Source organism: Roseovarius marisflavi (genome assembly GCF_900142625.1).
Lineage (GTDB): Bacteria > Pseudomonadota > Alphaproteobacteria > Rhodobacterales > Rhodobacteraceae > Roseovarius > Roseovarius marisflavi.
The window spans coordinates 25889-52701 of record NZ_FRBN01000003.1; the positions used below are offsets into that span (position 1 = coordinate 25889).

Below are 26813 nucleotides of genomic sequence, written 5' to 3' on the forward strand. Positions count from 1 at the left end.
GGTTTGGTCTGTCATTCCAGAAATTGGCGCCAAGGGCAACGCCGGGTGAGCGCAGGTTTGAGTGTGGCGATGATCATTGCGCAGGACGCACTACACGTGCAAGCTGAGACTTGAAAAGTTGGCGCGGCATGATATGAGCGTGCCGGAAAGGTAGTTTAGTATTAAACTACTTGGTTTGAGGGGGGAGAATATCATGACTGACACCCAGAAGGATAACGCGCGTCAGGCAGCGCTGGATTACCACGAATTCCCCAAGCCCGGCAAGCTTGAGGTCCGCGCCACCAAGCCGATGGCTAACGGTCGCGATCTGGCAAGAGCGTATTCCCCCGGCGTCGCCGAGGCCTGTCTTGAGATCAAGGCCGACCCGGCGACCGCAAGCCGTTTTACCTCGCGCGGCAATCTTGTGGGCGTGGTCACCAATGGCACCGCCGTGCTTGGGCTTGGAAATATCGGCGCTCTGGCCTCAAAGCCGGTGATGGAAGGCAAGGCGGTCCTGTTCAAGAAGTTCGCCAATATCGACTGTTTCGATATCGAGCTGAACGAAAGCGACCCCGAAAAGCTTGCCGATATTGTCTGTGCGCTCGAACCGACCTTTGGCGCGATCAACCTTGAGGACATCAAGGCGCCCGATTGTTTTATCGTTGAACGAATTTGCCGCGAGCGGATGAATATTCCGGTGTTTCACGACGATCAGCACGGCACCGCCATCGTTGTCGGGGCCGCCGCGACCAACGCGCTTTTCGTGGCAAAGAAAAAATTTGGCGAGATCAAGGTTGTCTCAACCGGCGGCGGGGCGGCGGGCATTGCCTGTCTCAACATGCTTCTCAAGCTGGGGGTCAAGCGCGAAAACGTCTGGCTGTGCGACATTCACGGGCTGGTTTACGAGGGCCGCGAGGTCGAGATGAACCCCGAAAAGGCCGCCTTTGCCCAGAAAAGCGATCTGCGCACGCTGGACGAGGTGATTGACGGGGCGGATTTGTTCCTCGGGCTGTCGGGGCCCAATATCCTCAAGCCCGAGATGGTCAAGAAAATGTCGAGCCAACCGATTGTGTTCGCGCTGGCCAATCCCAACCCCGAGATCATGCCCGATCTTGCCCGCGAGGCGGTGCCAGATGCGATCATCGCGACCGGGCGCAGTGATTTTCCCAACCAGGTCAACAACGTGCTGTGTTTTCCGTTCATCTTTCGAGGCGCGCTTGATGCAGGCGCGACCGAGATCAACGACGCGATGCAGATCGCCTGTGTGCAGGGCATCGCCGATCTGGCCCGCGCCAGCACAAGCGCCGAGGCCGCTGCCGCCTACCAGGGCGAGCAGATGACCTTTGGCGCCGATTACCTTATCCCCAAGCCGTTTGACCCGCGTCTGTCGGGCATCGTGTCCTCTGCTGTGGCGCGCGCAGCGATGGAAAGCGGCGTTGCGACCAAGCCGATTGACGATCTCAAATCCTATAAGGAAAAGCTTGACGCGAGCGTGTTCAAATCCGCCTTGCTCATGCGTCCTGTGTTTGAGGCTGCGGCCACCGCATCGCGCAAGATCGTCTTTACCGAGGGCGAAGACGAGCGCGTCTTGCGGGCCGCACAGGCCATTCTGGAAGAGACCACCGAACACCCCATTTTGATTGGCCGCCCCTCGGTGATTGATCAGCGCTGCGAGCGTATGGGCCTTGATATCCGCCCCGGACGCGATTTTAACGTCGTCAATCCCGAGGACGATCCGCGCTATCGCGATTATTGGCTAAGCTATCACGAGATCATGAAGCGGCGTGGCGTCACCCCTGACCTTGCCAAGGCGATCATGCGCACCAATACTACGGCCATTGGCGCGGTGATGGTGCATCGCGGCGAGGCGGACAGCATGATTTGCGGCACCTTTGGTGAATACCACTGGCATCTGAATTACGTGACCCAGGTGCTTGGCAATGACGACTACACCCCACATGGCGCGCTTTCGATGATGATCCTTCAGGATGGGCCGCTGTTCATCGCGGACACCCATGTCAGGGTTTTTCCGACGCCGGAAAACCTTGCTGAGACCGCAATCGGGGCCGCGCGCCACGTGCGTCGGTTCGGGATCGAGCCGAAAATCGCCTTTTGTTCACAGTCGCAATTCGGCAATCAGGAAAGCGATTCCGGCAAGCGTCTGCGCGCCGCGCTCGAATTGCTGGACAGCGCACCGCGCGACTTTATCTACGAGGGCGAAATGAATGCCGATGCGGCCCTTGATGCGGATCTGCGCGAGCGGCTCTTGCCGGGCAACCGGATGCAGGGGGCGGCAAATGTGCTGATCTTCTCGAACTCGGATTCGGCCTCGGGCGTGCGCAACATTCTCAAGATGAAGGCCGGCGGGCTTGAGGTCGGGCCGATCCTGATGGGGATGGGCAATCGGGTGCATATCGTCAACCCGTCGATCACTGCGCGGGGTCTTTTGAACATGGCCGCCATCGCGGGCACGCCCGTCGCGCATTACGGATAGGGCGTGCTCGGGGCGCTGGAGTGTAAAAGCTGACGCGGCATTCTCAGAGGTGCCGCGTCTGCGTTACAGCCTCAAGTGCCGTCTTGCCGAGCCGCCATAACCCGCGCCGCCGCCGATAAACCACCGGCGCCATGCGGGATATCGAGTGCGGCAAACCCGGCCTCGATCACCCCAAGCGCGCCCATCACCATATGCGCATTCACATGCCCCATATGGCCGATGCGGAAAAACCCGTGCCATGCCGGATCATTCGGCTCTGCCATGCCAAGCCCGATCCCGAGGGTAAGCCCGGCCTCATGTTCGACCCATTTGCGCAAGGCCGAGCCATGCGGCGCGCCGATGCGCAAGGCGGTGACCGCGCGGCTCCGCAGGGCCGGGTCGGAGATATTAAGTTCAAGCGGGCCAGCCTCGCCCCAGACCTCGCAGGCGGCCCAGATCGCGCGGGCCAGTTGGTCATGGCGCGCCCAGATCGCCTCGATCCCTTCGGCCTTGATCATATCGAGAGAGGCGCGCAGACCGTAAAGATGATGGGTCGGGGCGGTGCCGCCGAAATACTGATAGAACATCTCGGGGTTGGCGCGCGCCGTCCAATCCCAATAGCGGGTCACATTGGGCATCGCCGCGCGCGCCGCCGCGGCCTTGTCGTTAAAGAAAACAAAGCCAAGCCCCGGCGGCACCATCAGCCCCTTTTGGCTTGCCGCGATCATCACATCGACGCCCCAATCGTCCATTTCAAAGCGGTCACAGGCCAGAGAGGCAATGCAATCGGCCATCAAAAGCGCCGGGTGCCCGGCAGCATCCATCGCGGCGCGAATGGCTGCCACATCGTTGAGAACCGAGGACGAGGTATCCACATGCGTGGTCAGAACCGCCTTGATCTTATGCCCGGTATCGGCGCGCAAGGCTGCCTCAAGCTGACCCGGATCAACCGGTGCGCGCTTGCCGAAATCAAGCATCTCAACCTCGATCCCCTGCCCATGTGCCACCTCGGCCCAGCCATGGCCAAACCGCCCGGTCGCCGGCACCAGAACCCGCTCGCCCGCCGCAACCGTGTTGGCAAGGGCGGCCTCCCATGCGCCGTGGCCATTGGCGATATAGATCGCCACATGGCCCTTGGTGCGCGCCACCGCCGCCAGATCGGGGATCAGGCCCGCCGTCATCTCGATCAACTCGCCCTCATAGATATTGGGCGCCGAGCGGTGCATCGCACGCAGCACCTCTTCGGGCATGACCGAGGGGCCGGGAATGGCAAGGTAGGGGCGGCCTTGGGACAGGCTCATGTCTGTGCTCTCCTGTGGTTGAAGCGCCGACATTACGCCGCTTTGGCGCGCCGTCAATCATTGATCCTCGGCTTGCCATGCAGCCTCCGCCCGCTTTACATGAGGGCAGCCGGGCCAAACCGGCCCTCACTCGGAGTGCCCTGCGCGCATGAGCCTTTTGAAACGGATTTCCAATTGGGAACGCGCGCTGCGGGCCTCTTATAATACCGACCTTTCGACGCCGGAAAACCGCCGTCGCGCCCACATCTATAACCTCTGGTTCGATCATGCGGTGCTGCGCAAGGTCTGGACCAATTGTTTTCAGGTCGCGCCGGGGGTGTACCGGTCGAACCAACCCACCCATGAGCGGTTTGAGCGGCTCAACGCAGAAGGCGTTCGCGCGATTTTAAACCTGCGTGGGGCAGGGCAGGGCGCGCACTATCTTGTGGAAGAGGAAAGCTGTCGCGCGCTTGGGCTGACCCTTGTCAATTGCGCGCTTCAGGCCCGCGACGCCGCCCCGCCCGAGAGTATCCTGGCGGTGATCCGCGCGTTTCGCGAGATCGAGAAACCCTTCGTGATGCATTGCAAATCCGGCGCTGACCGGGCCGGGTTTGCCGCGGCGATCTATCTTTTGGTGATCGAAGGGCGCCCCATGGCCGAGGCGCGCAAGATGCTGGGCGTGAAATACCTTCACTTCAAGTGGTCCCGCACCGGCATTCTTGACCATATCCTCGACCAATATGAGGGCCGCACTGCCCAAAGCCCGATTGGTTTTGAGGAGTGGATCGCCACAGAATACGATCACGAGGCGCTTCAGGCGGCCTATCACGCGCCCCATAAACCGCTATTTTGACGCCCGATAGCGCGCCGCAAGGCGGGCCGGGGCGGCACCCAGAAAATACCGCGCCAACAGGATCAGGTTGCGCCCGCCGCGCCGCAGCCAACCCTCGCGCCGATACTTGGCGGCACTTGTGCGCACCCTGAGCGGCAGTGGGGCAAGCCGCCCGCGCAGGGCCCGCGCCATCGCCACATCCTCCATCAGGGCGATATCGGGATAACCGCCAACCGCGTCATAAAGATCGCGCGGGATCAACAATCCCTGATCGCCGTAAGGCAGCCCAAACAGCCACGAGCGCAGATTGGCCCAGCCCGCCACGAAACGCGCCATGCCGCCACCTGCGTCAAACCCAAGCCGAAAATACCCCGCCCCGCCGCGTGCCACGTGATCGCTCACGGCCGCGGACCAGCCGACGGGCAAAACCGTGTCGGCATGCAGGAACAGGAGCCAGGCGCCGGATGCCACCTTGGCACCGCGCCGAAGCTGTCCGCCACGCGAAGGCGCGCCCTGCACGATCACGGCACCGGCCGCATCGGCAATCCGAAGCGTGCCGTCCCCCGACCCGCCGTCGCTTATGATCAACTCCCGGATCAGCCCTGCCTCAAGCCCTTCGATCAAGGCCCCAAGACAGGCCGGAAGGGCCGCATCTGCATTCAAGGTCGGGATCACCACTGATAAAGCTGCGCGCATGAATGCCCCCTGTTGTCTTTGCCTGACGGACCTATATTACACCCAGACCACCAGTGGGAGAGGGTAATGACGCGCACCATTCTGGAAATCACCGGCTCCGACGCGATGCATTTTCTGCAAGGCCTGATCAGCAATGATATCAACCGGCTGGATCAGGGGCTTGTCTATACCGCGATGCTGACACCGCAGGGCAAATACCTGGCGGATTTCTTTCTGATGGGCCGCGACGGGGCGATCTGGCTTGATGTCGACAGCAGCCTTGCCACGTTCCTGACGCAACGCCTCGGGATGTATAAACTGCGCTCGGATGTGAGCATCACCGAGACAGACCGCAAGGTCTGGCGAGGCACCGGCCCCGCCCCCGAGGGCGCCTTGAGCGACCCGCGCCACCCGGATCTGGGCTGGCGGCTTTACGGCGATGACGATGGCGATGACGGCAGCGATTTCGATGCGATCCGCGTGGCCCATTGCATCCCGGAAACCGGGATCGAGCTGACCCCCGACAGCTTTATCCTTGAGGCCGGCTTCGAGCGGCTGAACGGCGTTGATTTCCGCAAAGGCTGTTACGTTGGCCAAGAGGTCACGGCGCGGATGAAGCACAAGACAGAACTGCGCAAAGGCCTGAGCACGGTGGCGATTGCGGGCGCCGCCCCGGTCGGCACCCAGATCACCACGCCCGATGGCAAAGCGGCCGGCACGCTTTACACCCAATCGGGCGGTCGCGCGATTGCCTATCTGCGCTTTGATCGCTCCGTGCCCGGGATGACGGCAGACACGGCACGCATCGACCCGATGTGACCCGTAGGGTGGGTGAAACCCACGCTCCTTTGGGCTAGGTCCGGAACGAGCGTGGGTTTCACCCACCCTACATGAGCCCGTTACCCGCGCGCCCGAACGCAAAAAAGGCCCCACAGCGGGGGCCTTCTAATCTCTGCGCATTCCGTCGCGCGGTTAGGCGCGCTCTGCGTATTCCGTCGCGCGGTTACGCGCGCTCTGCGTATTCCATTGTCTCGGTGTTGACGATGATATCCTCATCGACACCCACGAAGGGCGGCACCATGACCTTGACGCCATTGTCCAGGATCGCGGGCTTGAAGCTGTTGGCGGCGGTCTGGCCTTTGACGACCGGCTCTGTCTCGACGATTTTACAGGTCACCTTTTGCGGCAATGACGCATGCAGGGCCTCGCTGTCGTGAAACTCGACCGTGATCGTCATGCCGTCCTGAAGGAACGGGCGGCGATCGCCAAGCAGGTCGGCCGGCAGCTCGATCTGCTCGTAGGTTTCGGTATCCATGAACACCAGCTTACCGTTTTCCTCATAAAGGAACTGCTGGTCCTTTTGTTCAAGGCGCACCCGCTCGACCTTGTCGGCGCTGCGAAAGCGTTCATTGAGCTTTGAGCCGTTGCGCAGGTTGCGCATCTCTACCTGGGCAAACGCGCCACCCTTGCCGGGTTTGACGTGGTCAACCTTGACCGCAGCCCACAGGCCGCCGTTATGCTCCAATACGTTACCGGGGCGGATTTCGTTTCCGTTGATCTTTGGCATTGCGTCCAAACCATGACAAAAGGTTGATAAGAAGTCTACCGCACCTATATCTGGCGTCATGATGGGTGGCAAGACAACGAGATATCGTTTTTGCGGAGGCGAGGTATGCGTAATTTGCATATAAGTTATGCATATACGCTCTATCCGAATCACTAAAACTCCGCCATAACGAGCGTCACGCCCAAAACACAAGAGCAATAAGAACAAGGACGAATGATGAAGGATTTCGTTGACGGCACAGCGTTCAAAAGCGAACAGGGCAATCGTGCGCGTAAACTTTTTGCGGCCGTTGTACTGGCCGCGCTGGATGATGCAATTTCCGACGACAAGAAATACGGCAACGGCCCCGAGCAGATCGCCCGCTGGGCGCGTTCGCGCGATGGCCGCGAAGTTCTGTCTTGCGCCGGTATCGACCCGAACGAACGTGTCGTGTCGGGCCTGATGGATTTTGTCGCCAAAGGTGTACGTACCTCGGTCGCGCTATCACGTGAAGAGAGCGAACGTCGCAATGCCGCGGCCCAGGCCGAAGCGGCCTGACCGCGTCAAACCTCGACTGGTTTTCAAAGGCCCTGCCATAACTGGCGGGGCTTTTGCTTGTCCGGGCCACGCCAGAAATCCACGGCACGCGCCCAATCATCGCTTTCACCGGGCGCGCCGTCTTTGTATCACTCCCGCAAGAGCAAGCGGGGAACACGGCCATGGCGCGCGCAATCATGATACAAGGGGCGGGCTCGAATGTGGGCAAGTCGATGCTGGTGGCGGGGCTGGCCCGCGCCTATCGGTTGCGCGGGCTGAACGTGGCCCCATTCAAGCCCCAGAACATGTCGAACAACGCCGCCGTGACCTGCGACGGCGGCGAAATCGGCCGCGCACAGGCGCTTCAGGCGCTTGCCGCCGGGCGCGCGCCCCATACCGACATGAATCCGGTGCTGCTCAAACCGGAATCAGAGATCGGCGCACAGGTCATCGTTCAGGGCAAACGCTTTGCCACGCTGCGCGCCCGCGATTATGCCAAGGCCAAGCCCCAGCTTCTGGCCCCGGCGCTGCAAAGTTTTCACCGCCTTTGCGCGGGGGCCGACCTTGTCCTGATCGAAGGGGCAGGGAGCCCGGCCGAGATCAATCTGCGCACAGGCGACATTGCCAACATGGGGTTCGCCGAGGCGGCCCGCGTTCCGGTGATCCTTGTCGGCGATATTGACCGTGGCGGTGTGATTGCCCAACTCGTCGGCACGCAGGCGGTCCTTCCGCCCGAGGACGCCGCGCATATAAAGGCCTTTGCGGTCAACAAGTTCCGCGGCGACGTCAGCCTGTTTGACGAGGGCGTGGCCGAGATCACCGCGCGCACCGGCTGGCCCTCGCTTGGGGTAATTCCGTGGTTTGATCAGGCCTGGCGCCTGCCGGCTGAGGATGTGATGGATATCGCCTCGACCAAGGGTGGCGCGTTCAAGGTGGTGGTGCCACGCCTTGGGCGGATTGCGAACTTCGATGACCTTGACCCGCTTTCAAGCGAACCGGGCCTGAGCGTCGAGATCATCCAGCCCGGTCAGCCCCTGCCCGGCGACGCCGATCTGGTGCTGATTCCCGGCAGCAAATCCACCATCGCCGATCTGGCGGATTTCCGGCGCAACGGCTGGGATATCGACCTTGCCGCCCATATCCGGCGCGGCGGGCATGTGTTGGGCATTTGCGGCGGATATCAGATGCTTGGCCAGCAAATCAACGATCCCGAGGGTATCGAGGGGCCCGCCTGTTCGGTGCCGGGCCTTGGCCATCTTGATGTGGTCACCACGATGCGCCCCGAAAAGCGTCTGGCGCTGAGCAGTGCCACCTATCTGGCGACCGGCGCCGATGTCGAGGGTTATGAAATCCACCTTGGCCACACCACGGGCCCCGATTGTGATCGCGCGTGGCTCGCGATAGGCGAGCGCCCTGATGGCGCGGCCTCGGAAGATGGTCGGGTGCGCGGCGCTTACCTGCATGGGCTGTTTGCCAGTGACGCGTTTCGCGCGGCCTTTCTTGGCGGTCTCGGGGCGTCGTCAGGCCTGAGCTATGGGCAAAATGTCGAAGAGACCCTCGATGCGCTTGCGGCACATCTCGAACGTCATATGGATCTGGATCTGTTGCTTTCGCTCAGCGCCGAACCGAGGGCCTAGTCCATGTCCTGACTGGCCAGGGCACGATGAATTTCTCGGCGGACAAGCTTGCGCACATTGCGGGTGATCCGCTCGCCAAGAGCGCCCTGCAATTCCTGGCGCACGATTTCTGACACCATGTCGCGCAACGCCTCTTCGTCGAGAACCGTATCATCAAGCGACAGGCCGTCATCATCGCCCCACTCTTCGACCGGCGGCACCGGCATCGCCTCTTGCGCCCAGCTCTGCGCATGGCGCGCCGAGGCCAGGTCATCGGCTTCGGCCCAATCCGGATCAATCGAGAGCTCTTCTTCTTCGGGTTCACTGGCCGTGTCCCGTGAATCTCTCCAAGAGAGAGATGTCACCCGGCTGCCGGCGTAATCGTCACTGGAGTCGCCATCCGGCTCCCATTGATCGTCACGGCTGGCGATAGCCGCCTCAAACTCGGCGGCCTGCGCTTCCAGATCGCTCGGCGCGGCATCGTGATCGCCGGGATTACTCTCGTTCGCTGTGCCGGTGTCAGGGTCAGCCCGATCATGATCAGCAGAAAGGGTTTCGCTGTCATCCTCTTGCATCGTCTCCTCGGCCACGGCCTCGGATGTGGTTTTGCTCGCCTCCAGCCAGATATCCCCCTCGGGCTCTGTGGCGGCGTGATGGGGCTCGGACGGCTCGTCGGCGTAGGCCTGTTGGTCGTTAGACTGTTCCTCTGGGGTCTCATCGTCCCTGGCTGACCAGTCTTGATCATCATTTTGCGGGCCGCCGTCGCCAGTGTCGGCCTCTGCACGCTCGACCGTGGCCGTGCCGACCTCAATCTGCGCCTCGGGATCGCGAGCCTCATCATGAGAATCAATCTGCCCCTCAGCAACCTCTTCCGGCTCTGACATGGTCTGATGCGGCGCGGCCTCTGGCGGCGCAATGCCTGATTGATCGGCGCTCTGGCCTTCGTCGACACGCAAGGATGGCGTTAAAACAAGCCTGTTTGCGGTCTCGTCCTTTGGCACATCCATAGGTTCAGCCAGTGCAAAACGGTCTTGCTTGCCATTGGACACAAGCCGCCGGATAGAGGACAGGACATCCTCGATTTCCACATTGCTCACGGGGTCGGACATTTATAAGTACCACTCTTGCCTGATCGCAGCTTACCCCTGAGGGTCTTTTCATACAACCGATTCACTCAATCGTTTAGGAAGAGTTTTAGTTTTTGCCAATCGCGCGCAGAACCCGGTCAAGCTTTTTGCCCTGCGGGCTCGTGTCGACGGGGGCTTTTTTGACCAGATCGTAATAGGCATTCGGGTCATAGGTCTGCACCCCGAGGTTCAGATCCTTCGCCGTCAATTCCCCGATGGAGGACAACACCGAATAGGCCGCAATGACCACATCGGCATTGGCCGAAATCAGGTTGGCCTTGGCGTCAAGCAGATCCTGTTCCGCGTCCAGCACATCCAGCGTCGTGCGCGCGCCAAGCTTGGCCTCTTCGCGCACCCCGTCAAAGGCGACCGTGGCGGCGCGCACCTCTTCGCGGCTGGCCGCACGGCTTGCGCGGGCGGCGCGCAGATTGGCATAGGCATTGCCCACATCCTGCGTCACCTGAAGGCCCGCAAGATGCAGCGCGCCACGTTGCGCATCGCGCTGTGCCATCGCCTGACGTCTGGCAGAGCTAAGCCGGCCGCCCTGATAGATCGGGCCGTTCAATTCGACACCTACACTTCCGGTTCGCGAAAAGTCAGAGCCTTCCAGATCTTCAGCGACGCCCAATCGCCCTGTCAGGTTCAGCTCCGGTTTCATCGCCACCGCTGCCACTTTGATGTTAAGCTCTGCTGCTGACACATCATGCTGGGCCTTCAGCAGATCGGGGTGACGACGCATCGCCACGGATTTCGCCGCCTGAACATTGTCCGAAAGGTTCGGCATCTCCGTCGGTGTCTTAAGCGAACCGGGGCTGCGCCCGATGGCAGAGCGGAATTCTTCGACCGCGCGGGCAAAATCGCCCTGCGCCCCGGCAAGCCCGCTTTGGGCATTGGCCACGGCGGCCTCGGCCTGGGCAACATCGGTGCGGGTCACTTCGCCGACCTCGAACCGATCCTGAGCCGCACGCAACTCCTGGCGCAAAAGCCGCAGGTTGTTCTCGCGCAGCGCCACGAATTCGCTGTTGCGGATCACGTTCATATAGGCGTTCACGCCAGTCAGCAGGACGAGTTGCTCAATGCTGATCAGGGTCTGGCGGGTCGCCAGAACCGTTTCCTTGGTGGATTCGATGATCAGATTGCTACGCCCGAAATCATAGAGCAAAAGGCTTGCCGTGACGCCGAGGTTCGCGCTCGTGGTGCCGGTGTTGCGGCTCAGCCCGATGTTACGGGTGCGGCCAAAGTCGCGGGTGATATCCGTGGTCCAGTCGATGATCGGGCGCAGGCCCGCAACCGCCTGAGCCACGTCTTCATCCGCCGCACGCAACAGCGCGCGGTTCTGATCAAGCAGGCCGCTGTTGAGATAGGCGCTTTTGAGGGCATCGGCGAGCGTTTCTGCCCGCGCAGCAAGCGGCGCCGACAAAAGCACCGCAAGCCCGAGAGCGGCCCCAAAGGATGTGAATGGCGTTTTCAGTTTCAACTTCCGCTCCTTAGAATGCCGGTCGGCATGGGGCCGACCAGAGGCCAACCGCGGCCCGCGCTACAGCGTAAAGGCCGCGTGGCGTTCAAATCCGGGCATGACCGGCGCCCCGGCATTAAAGGCAAAGCGCCAGTTGATCTTACCGTCGATCTTGTAGCCGATCCGCACCACACCAAGCGCGCCCTCCATAAAGAGACAAGCAATCCGCCCGCCTTCTTTCAACTGATCGGTCAGGGCCTCGGGCAGATGCTCTACCGCGCCCTGAATCGTGATTACATCATAGGGGCCGTGGTCAGACGCGCCCTGAGGCAGGGGACCTTCGTGCATGATCACGTTATCGGCGCCATTATCGGCCAGGATGCGCTGCGCTTCCTGGACCATGTCGGCATCATCCTCGACCGCGACAACTGCCTCGGCCATGCGTGCCATGATCGCCGAGGAATAGCCAAGACCGGGGCCGATATCGAGCACCAGGTCATCGCCCTCAATCTCAAGGGCGTCGAGCATTTTGGCCAATGTGCGCGGCTCAAGCATCACGCGCCCGCCGCCCAGATCGACATTCTCGCCCATATAGGCGGCTTCGCGCAGAGACCGCGGCACAAAGGCCTCGCGCGGCACGGCAAGCATGGCATCTATGATCGGAAACTTGGTCACATCCGAGGGGCGAACCTGCGTGTCCACCATCATCGTGCGCCGGGCGGCATAATCTGTCATGGGATAAACTCTCGGCTTCGGAATATTATGATTGGGTTTTGGCACAGAACCCGCGCGGCGGCAACGCCTAGCGGTGGCGAAAACCTCTCATTGCCCACTTGCACAGGTCCGGGCGATCAGATAATCGACACCAATCACAGTCGGCGGCGAGTTGGCGGAGTGGTTACGCAGCGGATTGCAAATCCGTGTACACCGGTTCGATTCCGGTACTCGCCTCCAATAAAATCAATGACTTGCGTCATCCTAATTCTCCTTCACTGCCATTTTTGAAACAACTGTTGAAACTTTCACGTTTCGCTCTTGCTTCGTTCCATTTGCTTTCTCGCCTCTTGAGCGCGCTTCGCGAGCTCCCTTTGCCGGATCGGCCCGCCGTATTTTTTCAGCATCTCAACGCCTGAGTGCCCGGTGACTGCCTTGACCATCTCGTCATCACATCCAGCCAGATAAAGCTCGATCGTCGCGTTTTTCCTGAGCCCGTGCGTTTTGTAGTAGCTCGCCTTCTCGTGCTTCATCTTCTTTTTGATGGCACGCATTTCCTCGGCAACGATACGGTAGCTCACAGACCGACCCTTCGCGTCGGTCACAACAGTGCCGTCTGTTCGCGCGATGCCTTCGAGATGGGTTTTCAGGCGGTCGGTGAGCGGGATCCACAGCGGCTTGTCGGTTTTGCCCTGCGTAAAATCGAAACCTTCATCGGAAAAGTGCTCCCACTTCATCTTCACGACATCGCCAATGCGTTGGCCTGTACCAACGCAAAGCTCGTAAACCAGCCGCGCCCGCTTTGAAGCCAGCGCTTCGAACTCGGCGCGAACATCGTCTGGCCATGGGCGTCGCATTTGGCCTGTTAGCTCTTATCGCGAGCAACAGCACTGACAAAGCAGCTCGGGGCTAACTTAGATCTTTGTGAGAGGCCCGCTTTTTCTGCGCCTGAATCGCTCTAAATTTCTGACGTACCTTCTTGGTGTAGTGCAGAACCATCGCCGGGCTTTGCCCGTTCACCGAGGCGACCAGATCATCACCGCAGCCCGCCTCTACGAGTTCGCAGGCTGCATTGTAGCGCCAGCTATGGATATCGTAGTCCAGAGCGCCAATGCGCTCCCTGACGCTCCTTACAGCCGCTGAGGCCCCGCGATATGACCAACGATTAGTTACCCGCTCATTGGTCAGGATAAAGACCGAGTGCCGACTGGCGGCGTCCAGCGCCGCTTGCAGCTCGGGTATGTTCAGCAATCAGAAACACGGCGTAGAGGGTCCGAACTTGGCACTCGAAAACTAACTTGCCTCGTCATACTGCGTCACAAGGGCGTAGGACCTCCAAAGACCGCTGCGGCTCCAGCCCACGACAACTTACGCTGCAGCGTAATTTTTCCAAATTTGCGCTTCAGCGTAAATTTCATACAGATTTGTTGTTTTGTCCTCAAGGTCGATCGACAAGTGGCGAGGCTCAAATCTAGCGAAGTCGCTTGGCAAACCAACTGGCACGCACTGTCGATGCCTTCGTGCTCAACGCATCTAAACCGAGTCGCCAGCTACCCCAGTTCAGCTCGCGCCAGATCCGCTTCCTCGTGCTCGAAGGCTGTCGTCATCTCCTTGATCTCCCTCTCCGGAGCCCCCAAGCCACGCGCAACATCACGCCAAGAACTGGTCGCCTCAGCCACCTCTACAATGATGCGATCTGCCTCGCCGCGTTCGAGTAGATAGGATTCATTTTGTGCCCGGTGCAGGGCGATACTGGCATCCGGGTTGTTGTCATCAACGTAGCTCTTGAGCACACGCGGTTGGTTCGGCACAGGGTTGATGTCGTAGGCCGGTGAGAGGTGCCAGCCGCCACGCCCACGCAGAAATCCGTGATTGCGCATGTGGTCATCGAGGTTCGTCACGAGAATGGAAAAGGCGACCCGCCGGTAGAGCTCCTCTCGGTCTTGGTCGGGCGTCACGCTTTCTGAGGTGATTATATCGGCCAGGTCCAAATAGCTGTAGCTTTCGCCATCTTTGCCGCCCAGCATCGCCATGGCTGAGATGAACGGGATCCTGCCGTCATCGTTCCGGTCAAACCGATGGGACAAGAAAACCGGCTTGTCGCCGGCCATCTCAAGCGTGTGATCCGAAACCATAATTCCTGCGCGCCTTGCCAACTCCAATGCAATGGCTTCCCAGCGTTCCACGCAATAGGTGTCCGTCTCTTTCGGAAACTTGGCAACAGAAAGACGACCGTGTTGGTCGAGGATGCTGGCCTTTGGCCGAGCACCGCCCAGGGAGCTTCCCGGTGCAAACAGCATTTGAAGATCCTCAGCAGACTCTTCCCCGCGAAGGACGCGTTGCGAGGCATTCAGCAAATCCCCGAGGCTCACGAGCGCAGGCACCCCTATGCCCTCGCGCGCTTGGAACTCACCATCAACCTTAAAGCGCAGCGCACCCAAACGGGTCTCGTCATTCACGCCAAGCAGGTAGTCGGTTTCTTGCAGCACTCTCGGACGTCGCCCCTCGGCCTCTGCCATGCGCCCCTCAAAGCGCCGCATGACCGTTCTGCCCCAGGTATCAGGGGCAGAATCCCCAAGCGGTGCAAGCATGTCCTGCCCTGCCTCAGGCACGAATTGCCCTTTGACGAGAGGCATGTCCGGCGAAAGCCCGAAGGCGTTTTCGTCGCCAAGCCAGTTGTCATGATAGGTAAAGGACACCCGCTCTCGGCCGCGCCCCGCTGTGCGGTGGAGCATGCCGACCTGTTTCAGCCCTTTCCAGTCGATCCAGACCTCAACCATTTTTCAGTCTCGCACGCTGCGGGAGGTCATCCAGGGCCATCTGCTCGCCAACCGGGTCATCGATATCCCCCCAACCTTTCAAAAGGCCGAGCGCCTGCAGTACTGCCACGTAAGTGCCGATCTTGACTGCGGGGTTCCCGCTTTCGATCTTCGCGATGGTCTGCCGCGTTGTGCCAGCGCGCTGCGCAACAATCTCAGCGGTCAATTTGCGGCGCAGTCGCGCAACACGAATGTTTTCCCCAAGTGTCACGAGCTCCATGCGCGCCGCCCTGGGCATTTTGATCGGAACAGCCATAATGATATCTCCAAGCGACACTAAGCCTCCATATGTTACGCTGAGAAAACATTAATGTCAATTTTCACCGCTTAGCACGACGACCCAACGCCCCCGCCCACGTCACACCTTATGTTATCTCAGAGAAACATTGAGTGCATTAAGGTTACCATTACGAAACACTGCCCAGTCACTCCACTGCACCTGCAGGCTCACTTCACCACACTCACACAACGCTTCTGTTCGCGCGGAACGACCGCGGTGCCTGCCTTCGAAAGTCATGCCTGCAGCCCCGCAGCTCGCACCTGCTCGGGCGTCACCAGCTTTGACGCAATCAAATCCTCGATCTGGCGGTTCGTGATGTGGCGGCACAGCGGATGGCGCTCGTGGATCTCCTCCGCAACGATCCGGTAGCTCACTGGTCGACCCTTGGCGTCGGTCACAACAGTGCCGTCCGTTCGTGCGAGCCCGTCGAGATGGGCTTTCAAGCGGTCGGTGAGCGGGATCCACAACGGCTTGTCGGTTTTTCCCTGCGTGAAATCGAAACCTTCATCGGAAAAGTGCTCCCACTTCATCTTCACGACATCGCCAATGCGTTGGCCTGTACCAATGGCGTTCAAACTCATGATGTCAGCCCAGACCAAGTGGCGCAAACTGGACGGGGCCAACCGCATGCCCGAGATAATCGATGGGATTGCATTCAAAGACGGAATCAAGCAACTTCAAAACGCCGCCTGATCACGCCGTCACCAACTTTCGGGCATAGCTCATCCGCAGTTCGCGGCAGAGCCTTCGCTTCGAAAGCACATGGTGCGCCGAAAGTACTTTCAGAAGGCTGAAAAATGGTTGGGCCTCAATGTTGATCCGACCACCATGCAGGTGCGCTTCGGCGCATATGTTCGAGCGAAGCATGTATTCAACCATGAACTTGAAGCATTGATGGCTTCAGCACCGCCTATGGTCAAAACCAGTGATGTTTTGCGGGGGGCTGCGCGACGAAAAGCCGGGAGGAACGAGAAGTGTCCTTGCGGAAGCGGTAAGAAATTTAAGCATTGCTGCGGAAAGAGTTGGCGCGTTTACGGCGCTGTATAACCGCACACCAAATACAACTGTTGCGATACGGCACCACTCTTCCTGTTGGTACAGATGTTGGTTCGCGCTGCTTGAAGGGCAAAAACGCGATAAAGAACAGAGCGTTAGTGGAAGTGAGTGGCAGCCCGTAGGGGAATCGAACCCCTCTTTCCAGGTTGAAAACCTGGCGTCCTAACCGATAGACGAACGGGCCAGCGTTGGCGTGTCGCGGTACTAGGCAAAACCGGCGCGCTGCGCAAGGGGGATTTTGTAAAAACTTCACTTGGGTCGAAGAAAAATATTGTGGCCTGGGATACCGGGCAGGCGCGCGCGGTGTTCAGGGCGCAAGCGCGGCGGGCGCGGCGTCCTCCAGGCGTAATTGCACCGACTGGCGGCCGTTCCAGGTGTTGATCTCAAGGCGTCCGGCAAGATGGAAGCGCGCGCCGCCATGGGCCATAAGGGCGGGGCCCAGAGGGCCGTCAAAGGCGCCAAAGGCAATGGCATCAAGGCTGGCCCCGAGGCCATCGCCGAAGCGCAGTTTCAGGTGGCTGTCGCCGACCTGTTTGGCAAAGCTGATCTGACAGTCGGGAAAGACATAGCGTGGCCCCGGAGCGCCGGCACCGAAGGGGCCGGCCGCTTCGATTTGCGAGATCAGATCAATCGTCGCGGCGCCGGGCATAAGCACCCCGTCAAGCCTTAGGTCAGCGGGCCCATAGGTGCCCGCCCCCTGCTTGGCAAGCAACTCCGAGAGGCGCGCCATCGCCGGTTCAAGCTTGTCGCGCGCCACGCTCAGGCCGGCGGCCATCTTGTGGCCTCCGCCCTTGATCAGCAGCCCCTCGGCGGCGAGCCGCTGAATGGCGGCGCCAAGATCAATGCCCGCGACCGAACGCCCCGAGCCTTTGCCCTCGTCCCCGTCCAGCCCGATCACGATGGCGGGGCGGTTGGCGGCCTCTTTCAGGCGGCTCGCGACGATGCCAACCACGCCGGGGTGCCAGCCTTCGCCGGCGGCCCAGACAAGAGGCGCGTCAAAGCCGCGGGTTTCGGCCTGTTCCATGGCAGCGGCGCGGACCTCTGATTCGACGGCGCGGCGTTCCGTGTTGAGCTGATCAAGGCGCTCGGCCATGGCGCGGGCCTCGGCCGGGTTGTCACAGGCCAAAAGCCGCGCGCCAAGATCGGCGCGCCCGATCCGCCCGCCTGCATTCACCCTTGGCCCAAGCAGAAACCCAAGGTGATAGGCGTTTGGCGTGGCATCCATCCGCGCCACATCGGCCAGGGCCACAAGGCCGACACGTTCGCGCCGCGCCATGATCCGAAGACCCTGCCGCACAAAGGCGCGGTTGACGCCGATCAGCGGAGCCACATCGGCGACCGTGGCGAGGGCCACCAGATCGAGAAAGCCCATTAGGTCCGGCCCGCTCTGCCCTGCTTCGCGCAATTGACGCCCGGCCTCGACCAGCATCAAGAAGACCACGCCAGCGGCACAAAGATGCGCCAGATCGCCGGTTTCATCCTGCCGGTTCGGGTTCACCACCGCCAAGGCCTCTGGCAGGGTTTCACCGCCAAGATGGTGGTCAAGAATCACCACATCGGCGCCTTTCGCGGCGGCTACGGGGGCATGGCTGAGGGTGCCACAATCAACGCAGATGATCAGGTCGTGCGCGGTGGCCAGATCGGCCATTGCGGGCTCGTTTGGCCCATAGCCTTCGTCGATGCGATCCGGGATATAGAGGGTCGGGGTCGGCTGCTCCATCTGGCGCAGCCAGTCGATGATCAGCGCGGCGGAGGTGCCGCCATCGACATCGTAATCCGCAAACACCGCAATTTTCTGACGCTTTTGCACGGCCAGAAGGAACCGCTCTGCCGCCGTTTGCATATCGCGCAGGCTGCGTGGGTCGGGCAACAGATCCCGCAGCGCAGGCGCCAGATAGGCCTCGGCCTCGTCGGAGGCCACTCCAAGCCGCGCCAGCGTCTGACAGAGTGGCCGGGGCAGGGCGGTCTCCTGTGCCATCGCTTCGGCCTGCCGGTCACGCTCGATGCCGGGGCCGCACCACTGCCGCCCTGTGATCGAGGTTTCAACGCCAAGAAAACCGGTCATATCACCTGCGCCTGTTTCTTCTTGCCGGAAATATCCCGGGGGAGTCGCCCAAGGGGCGACGGGGGCAGCGCCCCCGCTATGGGCCTGCGATCAAGCAAGCGGGCTGCGATAGTTCATCCGGCGCAGCGATCCGGTACGCGAGCGCATAAGCACGGTTTCGGTTTCCACATAGCCGGGGCGACGCTTGACTCCTGCGGTGATCGACCCGTCGGTCACGCCGGTTGCGGCAAATATCACGTCACTGGTCACCATCTCGTCACGCGCATAGATGCGGTCGAAATCGGTGATACCGGCTTTGGTGGCGCGGGCCTTTTCGTCGCTGTTGCGGAACACGAGGCGGCCCCACATCTGGCCGCCCATGCACTTGAGGGCACTGGCCGCGAGCACGCCTTCGGGGGCACCACCGGTGCCCATGTACATGTCGATGCCGGTGCGCTCGGCCTCGGCGCAATGGATCACGCCGGCCACGTCCCCGTCCGGGATAAGGAATACCGCCGCTCCGGTTTCGCGCAGTTCGGTGATCATCTCCTGATGGCGGGGGCGTTCCAGCACGCAAACGGTGATCTCGCAGGGTCGGCACTTGCGCGCCTTGGCAAGGGCCTCGACCCGCTCGCGGGGGGACATCGCAAGCGACACCACGTCGGCGGGATAGCCCGGCCCGATCGCCAGCTTTTCCATATAGGTGTCAGGCGCGTGCAACAGGGTGCCGCGCGGGGCCATGGCAATCACGGTCAGCGCGTTCGGCATCGCCTTGGCGGTCAGGGTGGTGCCCTCAAGCGGGTCAAGCGCGATATCCACGCCGGGGCCCTCGCCTGTGCCAACCTCTTCGCCGATATAAAGCATCGGGGCCTCGTCACGCTCGCCCTCGCCAATCACCACCACGCCTTTGATGGCCAGCATGTTAAGCTGCTCGCGCATGGCGTTGACGGCGGCCTGATCGGCGGCCTTTTCGTCGCCGCGCCCGATCAGATCGGCACAGGCCAGAGCGGCCGCCTCGGACACGCGGGCAAGGCCAAGAGACAACATCCGGTCATTGAAAGCAGTTTCAGAGGTCATAATAAGCTGGTCCTTGTAAAGCGAGGGTCCAAAAGGTTTAGCGTCCGGCCCCGCGCCGGGCAAGGGCGGGGCCGGGGTGGCGGTTACACGGTTTCGATACGCAGAGCGACCGGCTCGGTTTTCAGAACATCAAGCTTTTTGATGCCGGACAGCGCGGTGTCAAGCGCGCTGCGGGTGGTCTTATGCGTCACGATAAGCACCGGCGCGGTGGTCTCATTGTGGCGGTGCTGGCGCATCCGGTCGATAGAAATTCCGGCCTCACCCAAAATCGTGGCGACCTTGGCCAATGCGCCAGGCTTGTCGTCAAGGACCATGCGCAGATAATAGGCCGCCGGTGTCGCGGTACTGGCGGGAGTGGATTTTTCAAGTCCAGCGGCGGGCTGACCAAAGGTGGGAATGCGAAACCCGCGCGCGATATCCATCACATCGCCCATCACGGCACTTGCGGTGGGGCCCATGCCTGCGCCGGGGCCGCGCAGCACGATCTGTTCGACATTATCCCCCTCGAGCACCACCATGTTGGTGCCGCCTTCAAGCTGGCCAAGCGGGCTCTGGGCGGGGACAAGGCAGGGCGACATGCGCTGTTCAAGACCACGACCGGTCATCTGGGCAACCCCAAGAAGCTTGATGCGATAGCCCATATCGGCGGCGTGGCGGATATCCTCGATGGTGACCTTTTCGATGCCCTCAAGGGCCACGGAGTCAAAATCGACCTGCACCCCAAAGGCAATCGCCGAAAGCAGCGAGAGCTTGTGGCCGGCATCAATCCCGCCCACGTCAAGGGTCGGGTCGGCCTCGAGATAGCCAAGCTTGTCGGCCTCTTCAAACACCGTCTGATAGGGTAGGCCCGTCGAGAGCATGCGCGTCAGGATATAGTTGCAGGTGCCGTTCATGACCCCCATCACACGGGTGATGTCATTGCCCGCAAGGCCTTCGGTCAGGGCCTTGATCACCGGAATGCCGCCCGCGACAGCGGCCTCGAAGCGGATCACGCGCCCGGCCTCTTCGGCGGCAAGCGCAAGCGCCTGACCGTGGTGCGCGAGCATCGCCTTGTTGGCGGTGACCACGTCTTTGCCTGATGCAATCGCGGCCTCGGTCGCCGCCTTGGCGGGGCCGTCGCTTCCGCCCATCAGCTCGACAAAGACGTCGACATCATCGCGTCTGGCCAGGGCGACCGGATCGTCTTCCCAGGCGTAATCGGCGAGGGACACGCCGCGATCCTTGTCGCGGCTGCGGGCCGAAACGGCGCTGATCTCCACCGGGCGGCCGGCCCGGATGGCCAGAAGCCCGGCTTTTTGGCGGACGATCTTGGCGACACCGGTGCCGACCGTGCCCAATCCGGCGATGCCGAGGCGCAGGGGTGTGTTCATGGGGCTCTCCGATTGTCACTGAAAGGGTTTGGATGCGCGATGTAACGGGTTCCCGGGGGCCTTGCAACGCGGCTTGGATGGATTAAGCGGCGGATTTTGCTATTTGACGCCGGTTTGCATGCGTTTCTGCGTTTCCGCGTCAACGACGCTCCCCTTGAGCCGCGCTGCACGGGCCTTGAGACGCGCGGCGCGCGCGGCCAGATCGGGCGAGGTTTCCGGCGCGATGGCCTCTGCGGGAACCTGGCTGACGATCTCTTCGACCGGTACGAGGGCGGGATAGGCCGCCGCGCGGGCGCTCTCGCTGACCTCGAAGGCCGGAAAAGGGTCGCAACCCGCGATCAGACTGACGGCCATGGCGGCCAAAATGGGGGCAGGGCAAAGGCGCATCCCGGATGTGTCCTTTCGCAAAGGGCGGGTTTGGTCTCTCTTGCCATTCTTTTGGGGCACAGGGCAAGCAAGGGCTTTGATTTGAACGTGTGTTCAGATAAATCTTGCATATGGCACGTACCCAAGGCTCTCATTCCGATATCACCGGCCCCCGCGTTCGCGAGGCGGCGCTGTCGCTTTTTGCGCGCCACGGCTATGCAGCGGTGTCGATGCGCCAGATTGCCGGCGCGGTCGGTGTGCAGGCCGGGGCGCTCTACAATTATACCCCTGACAAGCAGACGCTACTCTATGAGTTGATGAAGGCGCATATGGATGAGCTGCTCGCCGCGCGCGCGGCCGAGCCGCAGCAAGGCGATCCGATGGCGGCGCTTGAGGCGTTCACCCGGTTTCACATCCGCTTTCATGCGCGGCGCCCCGAGGCGGTTTTCATTTCCTATATGGAATTGCGCAATCTCAGCCCGGAAAATTTCGCGGTGATCGAAGAGCTGCGCAAAACCTATGAAACCCAGCTTCAGGACATCCTGCAACGCGGCGTCGCCGAGGGCAGCTTTGCGGTGCGTGACGCGCGGATCACCAGCATGGCGCTGATTGCGATGCTGACCGGGGTCAACACCTGGTTTCGCGAAAAGGGGCGGTTGAGCCTGCCCGAGGTGGAAGAGATTTACTGCGACATGGTGCGCAAAGCGGTGGCAGCCTGAGCGGGCTTTCGCTCTGACCGCCACGGGGGCCAGATTATTCGACGAATAATCTGGGGGACTCGCCTAATGCGCGGGCTTGATGAAGGTGCCGTTGCGCAGGTCGGCCATGGCGGTGCGCAGCTCGTCCTTGGTGTTCATCACGATCGGCCCGTGCCAGGCGACAGGCTCGGCAATTGGCGCGCCTGAGATCAGCAAAAAGCGGATGCCTTCGGGGCCTGCCTGCACGGTAACCTCGTCGCCGGTGCCAAAGCGGATCAGGGTGCGGTTGCCCGAGAGGTCGCGAATATTCACCTCTTGCCCGGCCACCTCTTTCTCCAGCAGCACGCCCTCGGGGGCACTTGCATCGGCAAACGCACCTGCACCCGCGAAGACATAGGCAAAGCTGCGTCGGTAGGTGTCGACGGGAAAGGTCTTTTTCACCCCCGGCGGCACCGAGATATCAAGGTACTGCGGATCGGCCGCGATGCCGTCGACCGGCCCGCGCTTACCCCAGAACGCGCCGACGATGACGCGCACCGCGGTGCCGTCGTCATCAACCACCACCGGGATGTCAGCCGCGCTCACGTCCTGATAGCGCGGCGCGGTCATCTTGAGCGCAGAGGGCAGGTTCGCCCAAAGCTGAAACCCGTGCATCTGTCCCTTGGCGTTTCCTTTCGGCATTTCCTGATGCAGGATTCCCGACCCGGCGGTCATCCATTGCACATCGCCCGCTCCAAGGCGGCCCTGATTGCCAAGGCTGTCGCCATGATCCACCTCACCGGCCAGGACGTAGGTAATCGTCTCGATGCCGCGATGCGGGTGCCAGGGAAACCCCTTGGCATAATCGGCGGGGTTTTCATTGCGAAAATCGTCAAACAGCAGGAACGGGTCAAGCTCGGTCGGGTCATGAAACCCGAAGGCCCGGTGCAGATGCACGCCGGCCCCTTCCATCGTGGCCTTTGCCTTGCGGGTTTCCAATACGGGTCTGATCGACATGGCATGTCTCCTTTGCACAAGGATATAGGCGCTCTTGGTGCGGGCGTCACGGCCCGGCTCTGTTCAGCGCTCAACGCTGCTTGTGCATTTTTAAGAGGCTTCGGTGGGCTTCCTCTCGCCAAAGCCGCGTTGTCGGGGTAAAGCCTGCCCAAAGGGAGAATGCGTATGCAAGATACAGAAGTTCTGGCGGTGCTGCGGGCCTCGACCCCACGGCGGGTTCTCGGGGTTGTCGCGCTTGGCTCGCTCGGCCTGTTGGTGCTCTATCTGGCGCTGGTTCAGCCGCCTGCTATGGCCTGGCAATTGGTCATGGTGGCGCTTGGTGCGCTGATCATCTTTCTGGCCGAGCGGATGTGGCGTGCCACGGCGCGTACCCTTGAACTGACCCGTGAGGGATTGCGCAGCGATGATGGGGTGATGATCGCACGGATCGCGGATCTCGCGAGCGTCGAGCGCGGGGTTTTTGCCTTCAAGCCGTCAAACGGATTCTCGATCCGGCTCAAGGCGAAAGCCCCGGCCGCATGGCAGCCGGGGCTTTGGTGGCGTGTCGGTCGCCGGATCGGGGTTGGCGGCGTCACTGCCAGCGCCAATGCCAAGGTGATGGCCGAGATCATGGAAGACCAGATGAACCGGCAGGCCGCACCGGATTAGGGCGTGCAGACCCCAACGTAGCAGAGTTGTGCGCCAAAGCGCAGCGACATGAACATTTGGGTTTTGATCGGTGTGTCCTTGGCCACGCCAAAGGGTAGATGTGCGTCATATACTGATCTGGTTTCCACGATGATAAGATCCTGACCATTGGTCATTTTAGGGAAAGTCGCGTGCGCTTCTTTCACATCTGCCGTGGTCAATTTAAGAAGTTCGCCCTCGCCACGCACCTCTGACCAGCGCAGTTCAAATTCGTCGATGTTATCGGGATCATACTTATGATAGCGAACCACCGATGTCCTGATTTGATTGTCGCTTCCGTTCCTCGTCATTGTATCAAACAAAAGCTTGGTATTGTCGATATATGTTGCATCCACGACGTTGGTTTCACGCGACAGCATATCGGCAACTGTATAGGTGGCTTTTTCGCGCACGCTTTTGTAGCGAAACATATCGAAGAACTCATAGCTGAAGACCAGCAAGCCAAAAAGAAATGGCAACATGATCACCGTCTCCATGGTGACGGTTCCCTGTTCGGATTTGCGAAAACGTCGCAGGGCACGTTTTATGTCAAAGATATACATTTTAAACTGGCTCCTGAACAAAGGCAGTAGTGGAAATGATCGTTGCCTGTCCGTTGGTATCCGTTTGCAAAACCCGTCCGAGGAATTGCTTTGGGAAAAGCGGATCGTATTTCACGCAGGCCCGCATCAGCATTAACTCGTTCTGTGCTCCGGGGATGAAGGCACGTACCGGCTTGGTTGGTTCCGCAGCATCGGTACAGTCGGCCTCTGTGTCCAGCGCGCTGAAGGCCCGAATATCGGTCGGCCGCATTTCAAGCTGCAGAGTGTTCATGCAATCATAGATGATCACAGACTTTTCGCAGACGATTTGCTTGATCTCGTCATGCTGCGGCACGGTGCCCGTACCAAGACGGACTTCACGTACCGCAATATCCAGCCCTCGTTCTAGCATGGTATTGCGTAGCGTTATGAAGCCAAGCTCGATTGAGAACATCATCAGCGCCAGGAACACCGGAACGACAATCACAAACTCAACAGAAGCTGTCCCGTCTTCATCACGCCGAAAGCGGTGCAGAGCATTCCTGAACCCGGGTATCATTGGCTCAACCTCAGATTTCTGATGTTAGCTGCGATCGAACCAAACGCGGTTATGATACTGCCGCCCGTAGCATGATAGTAATGCGATTTAGAGGTGGCGCATTTGATGAGTTCTCGCTCAGCGGCATCATTTACTTCGAAGCCGATGGTGTAAACTATAACACCTTCAGTCTTGGTGGCACTGCAGACGCTTTGCATAAGGGTGTTTTTATGGGCGACGGTGACATTTTCTTCGGAATAATAGTCGTTCCAAGCGCTCCAGTCGCCGGTTATTTTACCGTAATAATCAGGCGACATCAGACCCCAGGCCTCTTCCCAGTCGAGTTGAATGGTTTCGATATAGCCGGGCATTGTCAGGCTCAGATTATTGAATTCTGAGGCTGTATACATTTTGGGCTCTCCGTTAGACGCTGAATCGATGCTGTAGTATTCTCCAGTAATAGGGCTGTAGAGAAAGTAGACCGAGTCTAGGGCGTCATCTCCCTCGTAAACGCATTCCCACCGTGGGTGGCCGCAAACGCTCTCGGCGTCAGCCCCCGTTTTCTTGTCATTGACATTTTTTATGTTAAACGCGTAGTCAACCTTACTCGTTGTACTGACGACCTCGTAGAGATTGGACGCCGTCCCGCGGAATTTCGGTGGATCAAGGTCGAATTTTGTGGTCGGGGTGTTAACACCGTCGCTCATGAAGATAATGACCTTATTCGTGTTGGGATCATCATAATCGACGGGCACATTCGCGAGCAACGGAGCCAAGGTTCCAGCGTTGATCATCGAACTGGTTACCTGACGGAATGTCGGATCTAGCAGGGCGGCCCCCCAGTTCATGCCATCGTTGCCCGAGCTGTCTCCAGCTGCACCAAGACCGTCGACGGCAGGATCAAGGTAACTTCCGTAAGTACCGTCGACCTTACCGTCAAGACCGTCGATCTTGGCGTAAAGTTCAGCCGCGCTGGTTGAATACGGCAGGATGCGCATCGCAGCTTCGTTGAAACATGACTGCTGGGTTAAGTCGAGAGAATCGGCCCCAAATCCGCCAGAGAGTGAGGTGTAGACCATCTGGGACGCCGGAATGCCGCTGCTCAGGGACGAGCTGCCGCTCGTGAGCGTGGCATGGGTATAATCGTTGTCCTTGAACTCGAGGCACGTCGTGTAATCGTGTCGATCGTCTACCGCGAGCGCATTGTAGATTGACTCGGGTGGCGAGACAGAGGAGCTGAACGGAACAATCGAGAGCACCACGCTGCCCGGGGTGCGACCATCGAGACTAAACTCTACAAACTCGCGAGCGCCCTTCTGGAGATTGACGAGCTTGCTACCCTTCATCGTCGCGGACAAGTCCAGAACCAGAATTCCTTCGAGCTTCGGAATATTCACTTCTGCTGTAGATGACGCCGCAACGCTGAGCGTTTTCACCCCGCTCATTTTCAACAGGTAAGTCTCGAGGGTGTTCTGTCCGCGAGCCGTGATACTAGCATTATCCAACATTGCGGTTATCTCGCCATCCTGTTCGGGCGAAAGGTAATCTATCTTACCGTGCTTGGTCACGTAGTCTTCGATTGCTGACCGGGCTTCGCTTTTGTTTTTGGCAGACGCTGCAGTCAGAACCGCACCATCAAGCGTGGCCTGCAAAGAGGAACGCTCCATCTCGTGGCGCATGGCATCAATTGCGATCCCGCCCATGATTAGGAATGTCACGGCGATGAAGAAAGCAAGTATGGTCACTGTACCATCTTCCTCGCGCATGAAACGCGTTGCCCAGGCGGGCAAATGGTTTTGTTCATTGTGCCGAGCGGCATCTGAACCGGGGCGTTTGTTGTACTTAATGAGCATTTCATCACCTCTGTCGTGATAGCATTGGCCGTCGGGCCACACATTCCACCATTGTTTTTTATCGCCGCGATCTGTGGCGGAATTAAGGCGATAAACTGGCGCAACAGTAAGAGTTAACCATTTGAAAACAACAATATGGATCAAAAGTTGTGTATTGTTTTCAGGGCGGAAACGAAAGATGTGGAGTGCCCGTTCAGGTAGATAGAATCCGCTCGATTTCCTATGTTGGCTGGACAAAATGGTCACAGGTCTTAACCATGTTGTAAGGTTCCG

27 protein-coding genes, 2 tRNA genes and 1 pseudogene are annotated in these 26813 nt (G+C 60.1%); 10 read left to right on the plus strand and 20 right to left on the minus strand.

The features are described from left to right. Positions 1-193: 193 nt before the first annotated feature. On the plus strand, positions 194-2473 hold the full coding sequence (locus BUB78_RS03940) for an NADP-dependent malic enzyme (RefSeq protein WP_073195273.1): 2280 nt from the start codon (positions 194-196) through the stop codon (positions 2471-2473). 71 nt (positions 2474-2544) lie between these two features. Here the strand turns inward: BUB78_RS03940 and BUB78_RS03945 are convergent, their stop codons facing one another. After that, positions 2545-3753, minus strand: coding sequence for a pyridoxal-phosphate-dependent aminotransferase family protein (locus tag BUB78_RS03945; protein ID WP_073195723.1), 1209 nt, complete (start codon positions 3751-3753; stop codon positions 2545-2547). Positions 3754-3901: 148 nt separating this feature from the next. On the opposite strand from BUB78_RS03945, the gene BUB78_RS03950 reads away from it, so the two are divergent. Continuing rightward, the gene (locus BUB78_RS03950; RefSeq protein ID WP_073195274.1) at positions 3902-4585 is read left to right on the plus strand and encodes a phosphatase domain-containing putative toxin; all 684 of its coding nucleotides are present in this window, start codon (positions 3902-3904) and stop codon (positions 4583-4585) included. Here BUB78_RS03950 and BUB78_RS03955 read toward each other — a convergent pair. Beyond that, positions 4577-5260: a TIGR04283 family arsenosugar biosynthesis glycosyltransferase gene (locus BUB78_RS03955; protein ID WP_073195276.1), complete on the minus strand. Its 684-nt coding sequence runs from the start codon at positions 5258-5260 to the stop codon at positions 4577-4579. The genes BUB78_RS03950 and BUB78_RS03955 overlap by 9 nt on opposite strands. 66 nt (positions 5261-5326) lie before the next feature. Here BUB78_RS03955 and ygfZ point away from each other — a divergent pair, with 66 nt between their 5' ends. Further along, positions 5327-6058, plus strand: a complete 732-nt coding sequence (ygfZ, locus tag BUB78_RS03960; RefSeq protein ID WP_073195277.1) for a CAF17-like 4Fe-4S cluster assembly/insertion protein YgfZ — start codon at positions 5327-5329, stop codon at positions 6056-6058. 184 nt (positions 6059-6242) lie between these two features. On the opposite strand, the gene efp is transcribed toward ygfZ, so the two are convergent. Then, complete coding sequence (gene efp, locus BUB78_RS03965) at positions 6243-6806, minus strand: elongation factor P (RefSeq protein WP_073195279.1); 564 nt, start codon at positions 6804-6806, stop codon at positions 6243-6245. Between the two features lie 216 nt (positions 6807-7022). On the opposite strand from efp, the gene BUB78_RS03970 reads away from it, so the two are divergent. Together BUB78_RS03970 and BUB78_RS03975 are read left to right on the plus strand one after the other, a co-directional pair. Then, positions 7023-7343, plus strand: coding sequence for a DUF6280 family protein (locus BUB78_RS03970; RefSeq protein WP_073195726.1), 321 nt, complete (start codon positions 7023-7025; stop codon positions 7341-7343). Positions 7344-7504: 161 nt separating this feature from the next. Beyond that, positions 7505-8959 carry a cobyric acid synthase gene (locus BUB78_RS03975; protein ID WP_073195727.1) on the plus strand — a complete coding sequence of 485 codons (1455 nt, stop codon included), beginning with the start codon at positions 7505-7507 and terminating at the stop codon, positions 8957-8959. Here BUB78_RS03975 and BUB78_RS03980 read toward each other — a convergent pair. The 3 genes from BUB78_RS03980 to BUB78_RS03990 all read right to left on the minus strand — a co-directional run bounded on the left by BUB78_RS03980 (position 8956) and on the right by BUB78_RS03990 (position 12256). Next, complete coding sequence (locus BUB78_RS03980; RefSeq protein WP_139279246.1) at positions 8956-10047, minus strand: hypothetical protein; 1092 nt, start codon at positions 10045-10047, stop codon at positions 8956-8958. The two genes, BUB78_RS03975 and BUB78_RS03980, sit on opposite strands and share 4 nt — an antisense overlap. Positions 10048-10132: 85 nt before the next feature. Continuing rightward, positions 10133-11536 carry a TolC family outer membrane protein gene (locus BUB78_RS03985; protein WP_170865026.1) on the minus strand — a complete coding sequence of 468 codons (1404 nt, stop codon included), beginning with the start codon at positions 11534-11536 and terminating at the stop codon, positions 10133-10135. 66 nt (positions 11537-11602) lie between these two features. Continuing rightward, complete coding sequence (locus BUB78_RS03990; RefSeq protein ID WP_073195283.1) at positions 11603-12256, minus strand: protein-L-isoaspartate O-methyltransferase family protein; 654 nt, start codon at positions 12254-12256, stop codon at positions 11603-11605. A 145-nt stretch (positions 12257-12401) separates the two neighbouring features. On the opposite strand from BUB78_RS03990, the gene BUB78_RS03995 reads away from it, so the two are divergent. Further along, positions 12402-12475: transfer RNA gene (locus BUB78_RS03995), tRNA-Cys, on the plus strand. Positions 12476-12543: 68 nt separating this feature from the next. Here the strand turns inward: BUB78_RS03995 and BUB78_RS04000 are convergent. The 5 genes from BUB78_RS04000 to BUB78_RS20840 all read right to left on the minus strand — a co-directional run bounded on the left by BUB78_RS04000 (position 12544) and on the right by BUB78_RS20840 (position 15915). Then, complete coding sequence (locus BUB78_RS04000) at positions 12544-13092, minus strand: tyrosine-type recombinase/integrase (protein WP_245813348.1); 549 nt, start codon at positions 13090-13092, stop codon at positions 12544-12546. 52 nt (positions 13093-13144) lie between these two features. Next, positions 13145-13486 (minus strand): site-specific integrase, encoded by a 342-nt coding sequence (locus tag BUB78_RS21080; RefSeq protein ID WP_245813349.1) that lies wholly within the window; start codon positions 13484-13486, stop codon positions 13145-13147. Between the two features lie 299 nt (positions 13487-13785). Further along, a complete protein-coding gene (locus BUB78_RS04010) occupies positions 13786-15015 on the minus strand; it encodes a type II toxin-antitoxin system HipA family toxin (RefSeq protein WP_073195285.1) in 1230 nt (409 codons plus the stop codon). Beyond that, on the minus strand, positions 15008-15310 hold the full coding sequence (locus tag BUB78_RS04015; RefSeq protein ID WP_073195287.1) for a helix-turn-helix domain-containing protein: 303 nt from the start codon (positions 15308-15310) through the stop codon (positions 15008-15010). Before BUB78_RS04015 ends, BUB78_RS04010 begins: the two co-directional genes overlap by 8 nt. Before the next feature lie 257 nt (positions 15311-15567). Continuing rightward, positions 15568-15915, minus strand: coding sequence for a site-specific integrase (locus BUB78_RS20840; RefSeq protein WP_181444374.1), 348 nt, complete (start codon positions 15913-15915; stop codon positions 15568-15570). On the opposite strand from BUB78_RS20840, the pseudogene BUB78_RS20235 reads away from it, so the two are divergent. After that, positions 15899-16027: pseudogene (locus tag BUB78_RS20235) on the plus strand (IS256 family transposase); the annotation flags it as partial. The gene BUB78_RS20840 and the pseudogene BUB78_RS20235 overlap by 17 nt on opposite strands. A gap of 219 nt (positions 16028-16246) precedes the next feature. Then, the gene (locus BUB78_RS21085) at positions 16247-16381 is read left to right on the plus strand and encodes an SEC-C metal-binding domain-containing protein (RefSeq protein WP_245813361.1); all 135 of its coding nucleotides are present in this window, start codon (positions 16247-16249) and stop codon (positions 16379-16381) included. Positions 16382-16499: 118 nt separating this feature from the next. Here BUB78_RS21085 and BUB78_RS04035 read toward each other — a convergent pair. From BUB78_RS04035 to BUB78_RS04055, 5 genes are all read right to left on the minus strand, one after another. Beyond that, positions 16500-16574 (minus strand) — tRNA-Glu (locus BUB78_RS04035). A gap of 123 nt (positions 16575-16697) precedes the next feature. Then, positions 16698-18455: a single-stranded-DNA-specific exonuclease RecJ gene (gene recJ, locus BUB78_RS04040; RefSeq protein ID WP_073195291.1), complete on the minus strand. Its 1758-nt coding sequence runs from the start codon at positions 18453-18455 to the stop codon at positions 16698-16700. Positions 18456-18545: 90 nt separating this feature from the next. Beyond that, on the minus strand, positions 18546-19511 hold the full coding sequence (gene glpX, locus BUB78_RS04045; protein ID WP_073195293.1) for a class II fructose-bisphosphatase: 966 nt from the start codon (positions 19509-19511) through the stop codon (positions 18546-18548). An 83-nt stretch (positions 19512-19594) separates the two neighbouring features. Beyond that, the gene (locus tag BUB78_RS04050; RefSeq protein WP_073195295.1) at positions 19595-20881 is read right to left on the minus strand and encodes a homoserine dehydrogenase; all 1287 of its coding nucleotides are present in this window, start codon (positions 20879-20881) and stop codon (positions 19595-19597) included. 99 nt (positions 20882-20980) lie between these two features. Continuing rightward, the gene (locus tag BUB78_RS04055; RefSeq protein ID WP_220083981.1) at positions 20981-21235 is read right to left on the minus strand and encodes a hypothetical protein; all 255 of its coding nucleotides are present in this window, start codon (positions 21233-21235) and stop codon (positions 20981-20983) included. Between the two features lie 143 nt (positions 21236-21378). Between BUB78_RS04055 and BUB78_RS04060 the strand changes: the two genes are divergently transcribed. Then, complete coding sequence (locus BUB78_RS04060) at positions 21379-21966, plus strand: TetR/AcrR family transcriptional regulator (protein WP_073195299.1); 588 nt, start codon at positions 21379-21381, stop codon at positions 21964-21966. A gap of 63 nt (positions 21967-22029) precedes the next feature. Here the strand turns inward: BUB78_RS04060 and BUB78_RS04065 are convergent, their stop codons facing one another. Then, positions 22030-22941 (minus strand): pirin family protein, encoded by a 912-nt coding sequence (locus BUB78_RS04065; protein WP_073195301.1) that lies wholly within the window; start codon positions 22939-22941, stop codon positions 22030-22032. Positions 22942-23106: 165 nt separating this feature from the next. Between BUB78_RS04065 and BUB78_RS04070 the strand changes: the two genes are divergently transcribed. After that, on the plus strand, positions 23107-23589 hold the full coding sequence (locus BUB78_RS04070; RefSeq protein ID WP_139279247.1) for a hypothetical protein: 483 nt from the start codon (positions 23107-23109) through the stop codon (positions 23587-23589). On the opposite strand, the gene BUB78_RS04075 is transcribed toward BUB78_RS04070, so the two are convergent. Genes BUB78_RS04075 through BUB78_RS04085 form a run of 3 tightly spaced genes read right to left on the minus strand, consistent with a single transcriptional unit; the run spans position 23586 to position 26786 of the window. After that, the gene (locus tag BUB78_RS04075; protein ID WP_073195304.1) at positions 23586-24170 is read right to left on the minus strand and encodes a TadE/TadG family type IV pilus assembly protein; all 585 of its coding nucleotides are present in this window, start codon (positions 24168-24170) and stop codon (positions 23586-23588) included. The two genes, BUB78_RS04070 and BUB78_RS04075, sit on opposite strands and share 4 nt — an antisense overlap. A 1-nt stretch (position 24171) precedes the next feature. Beyond that, on the minus strand, positions 24172-24708 hold the full coding sequence (locus BUB78_RS04080) for a TadE/TadG family type IV pilus assembly protein (RefSeq protein WP_073195306.1): 537 nt from the start codon (positions 24706-24708) through the stop codon (positions 24172-24174). After that, positions 24705-26786: a Tad domain-containing protein gene (locus tag BUB78_RS04085; protein WP_245813350.1), complete on the minus strand. Its 2082-nt coding sequence runs from the start codon at positions 26784-26786 to the stop codon at positions 24705-24707. The genes BUB78_RS04080 and BUB78_RS04085 overlap by 4 nt, the downstream gene beginning before the upstream one ends. Positions 26787-26813 lie beyond the last annotated feature (27 nt).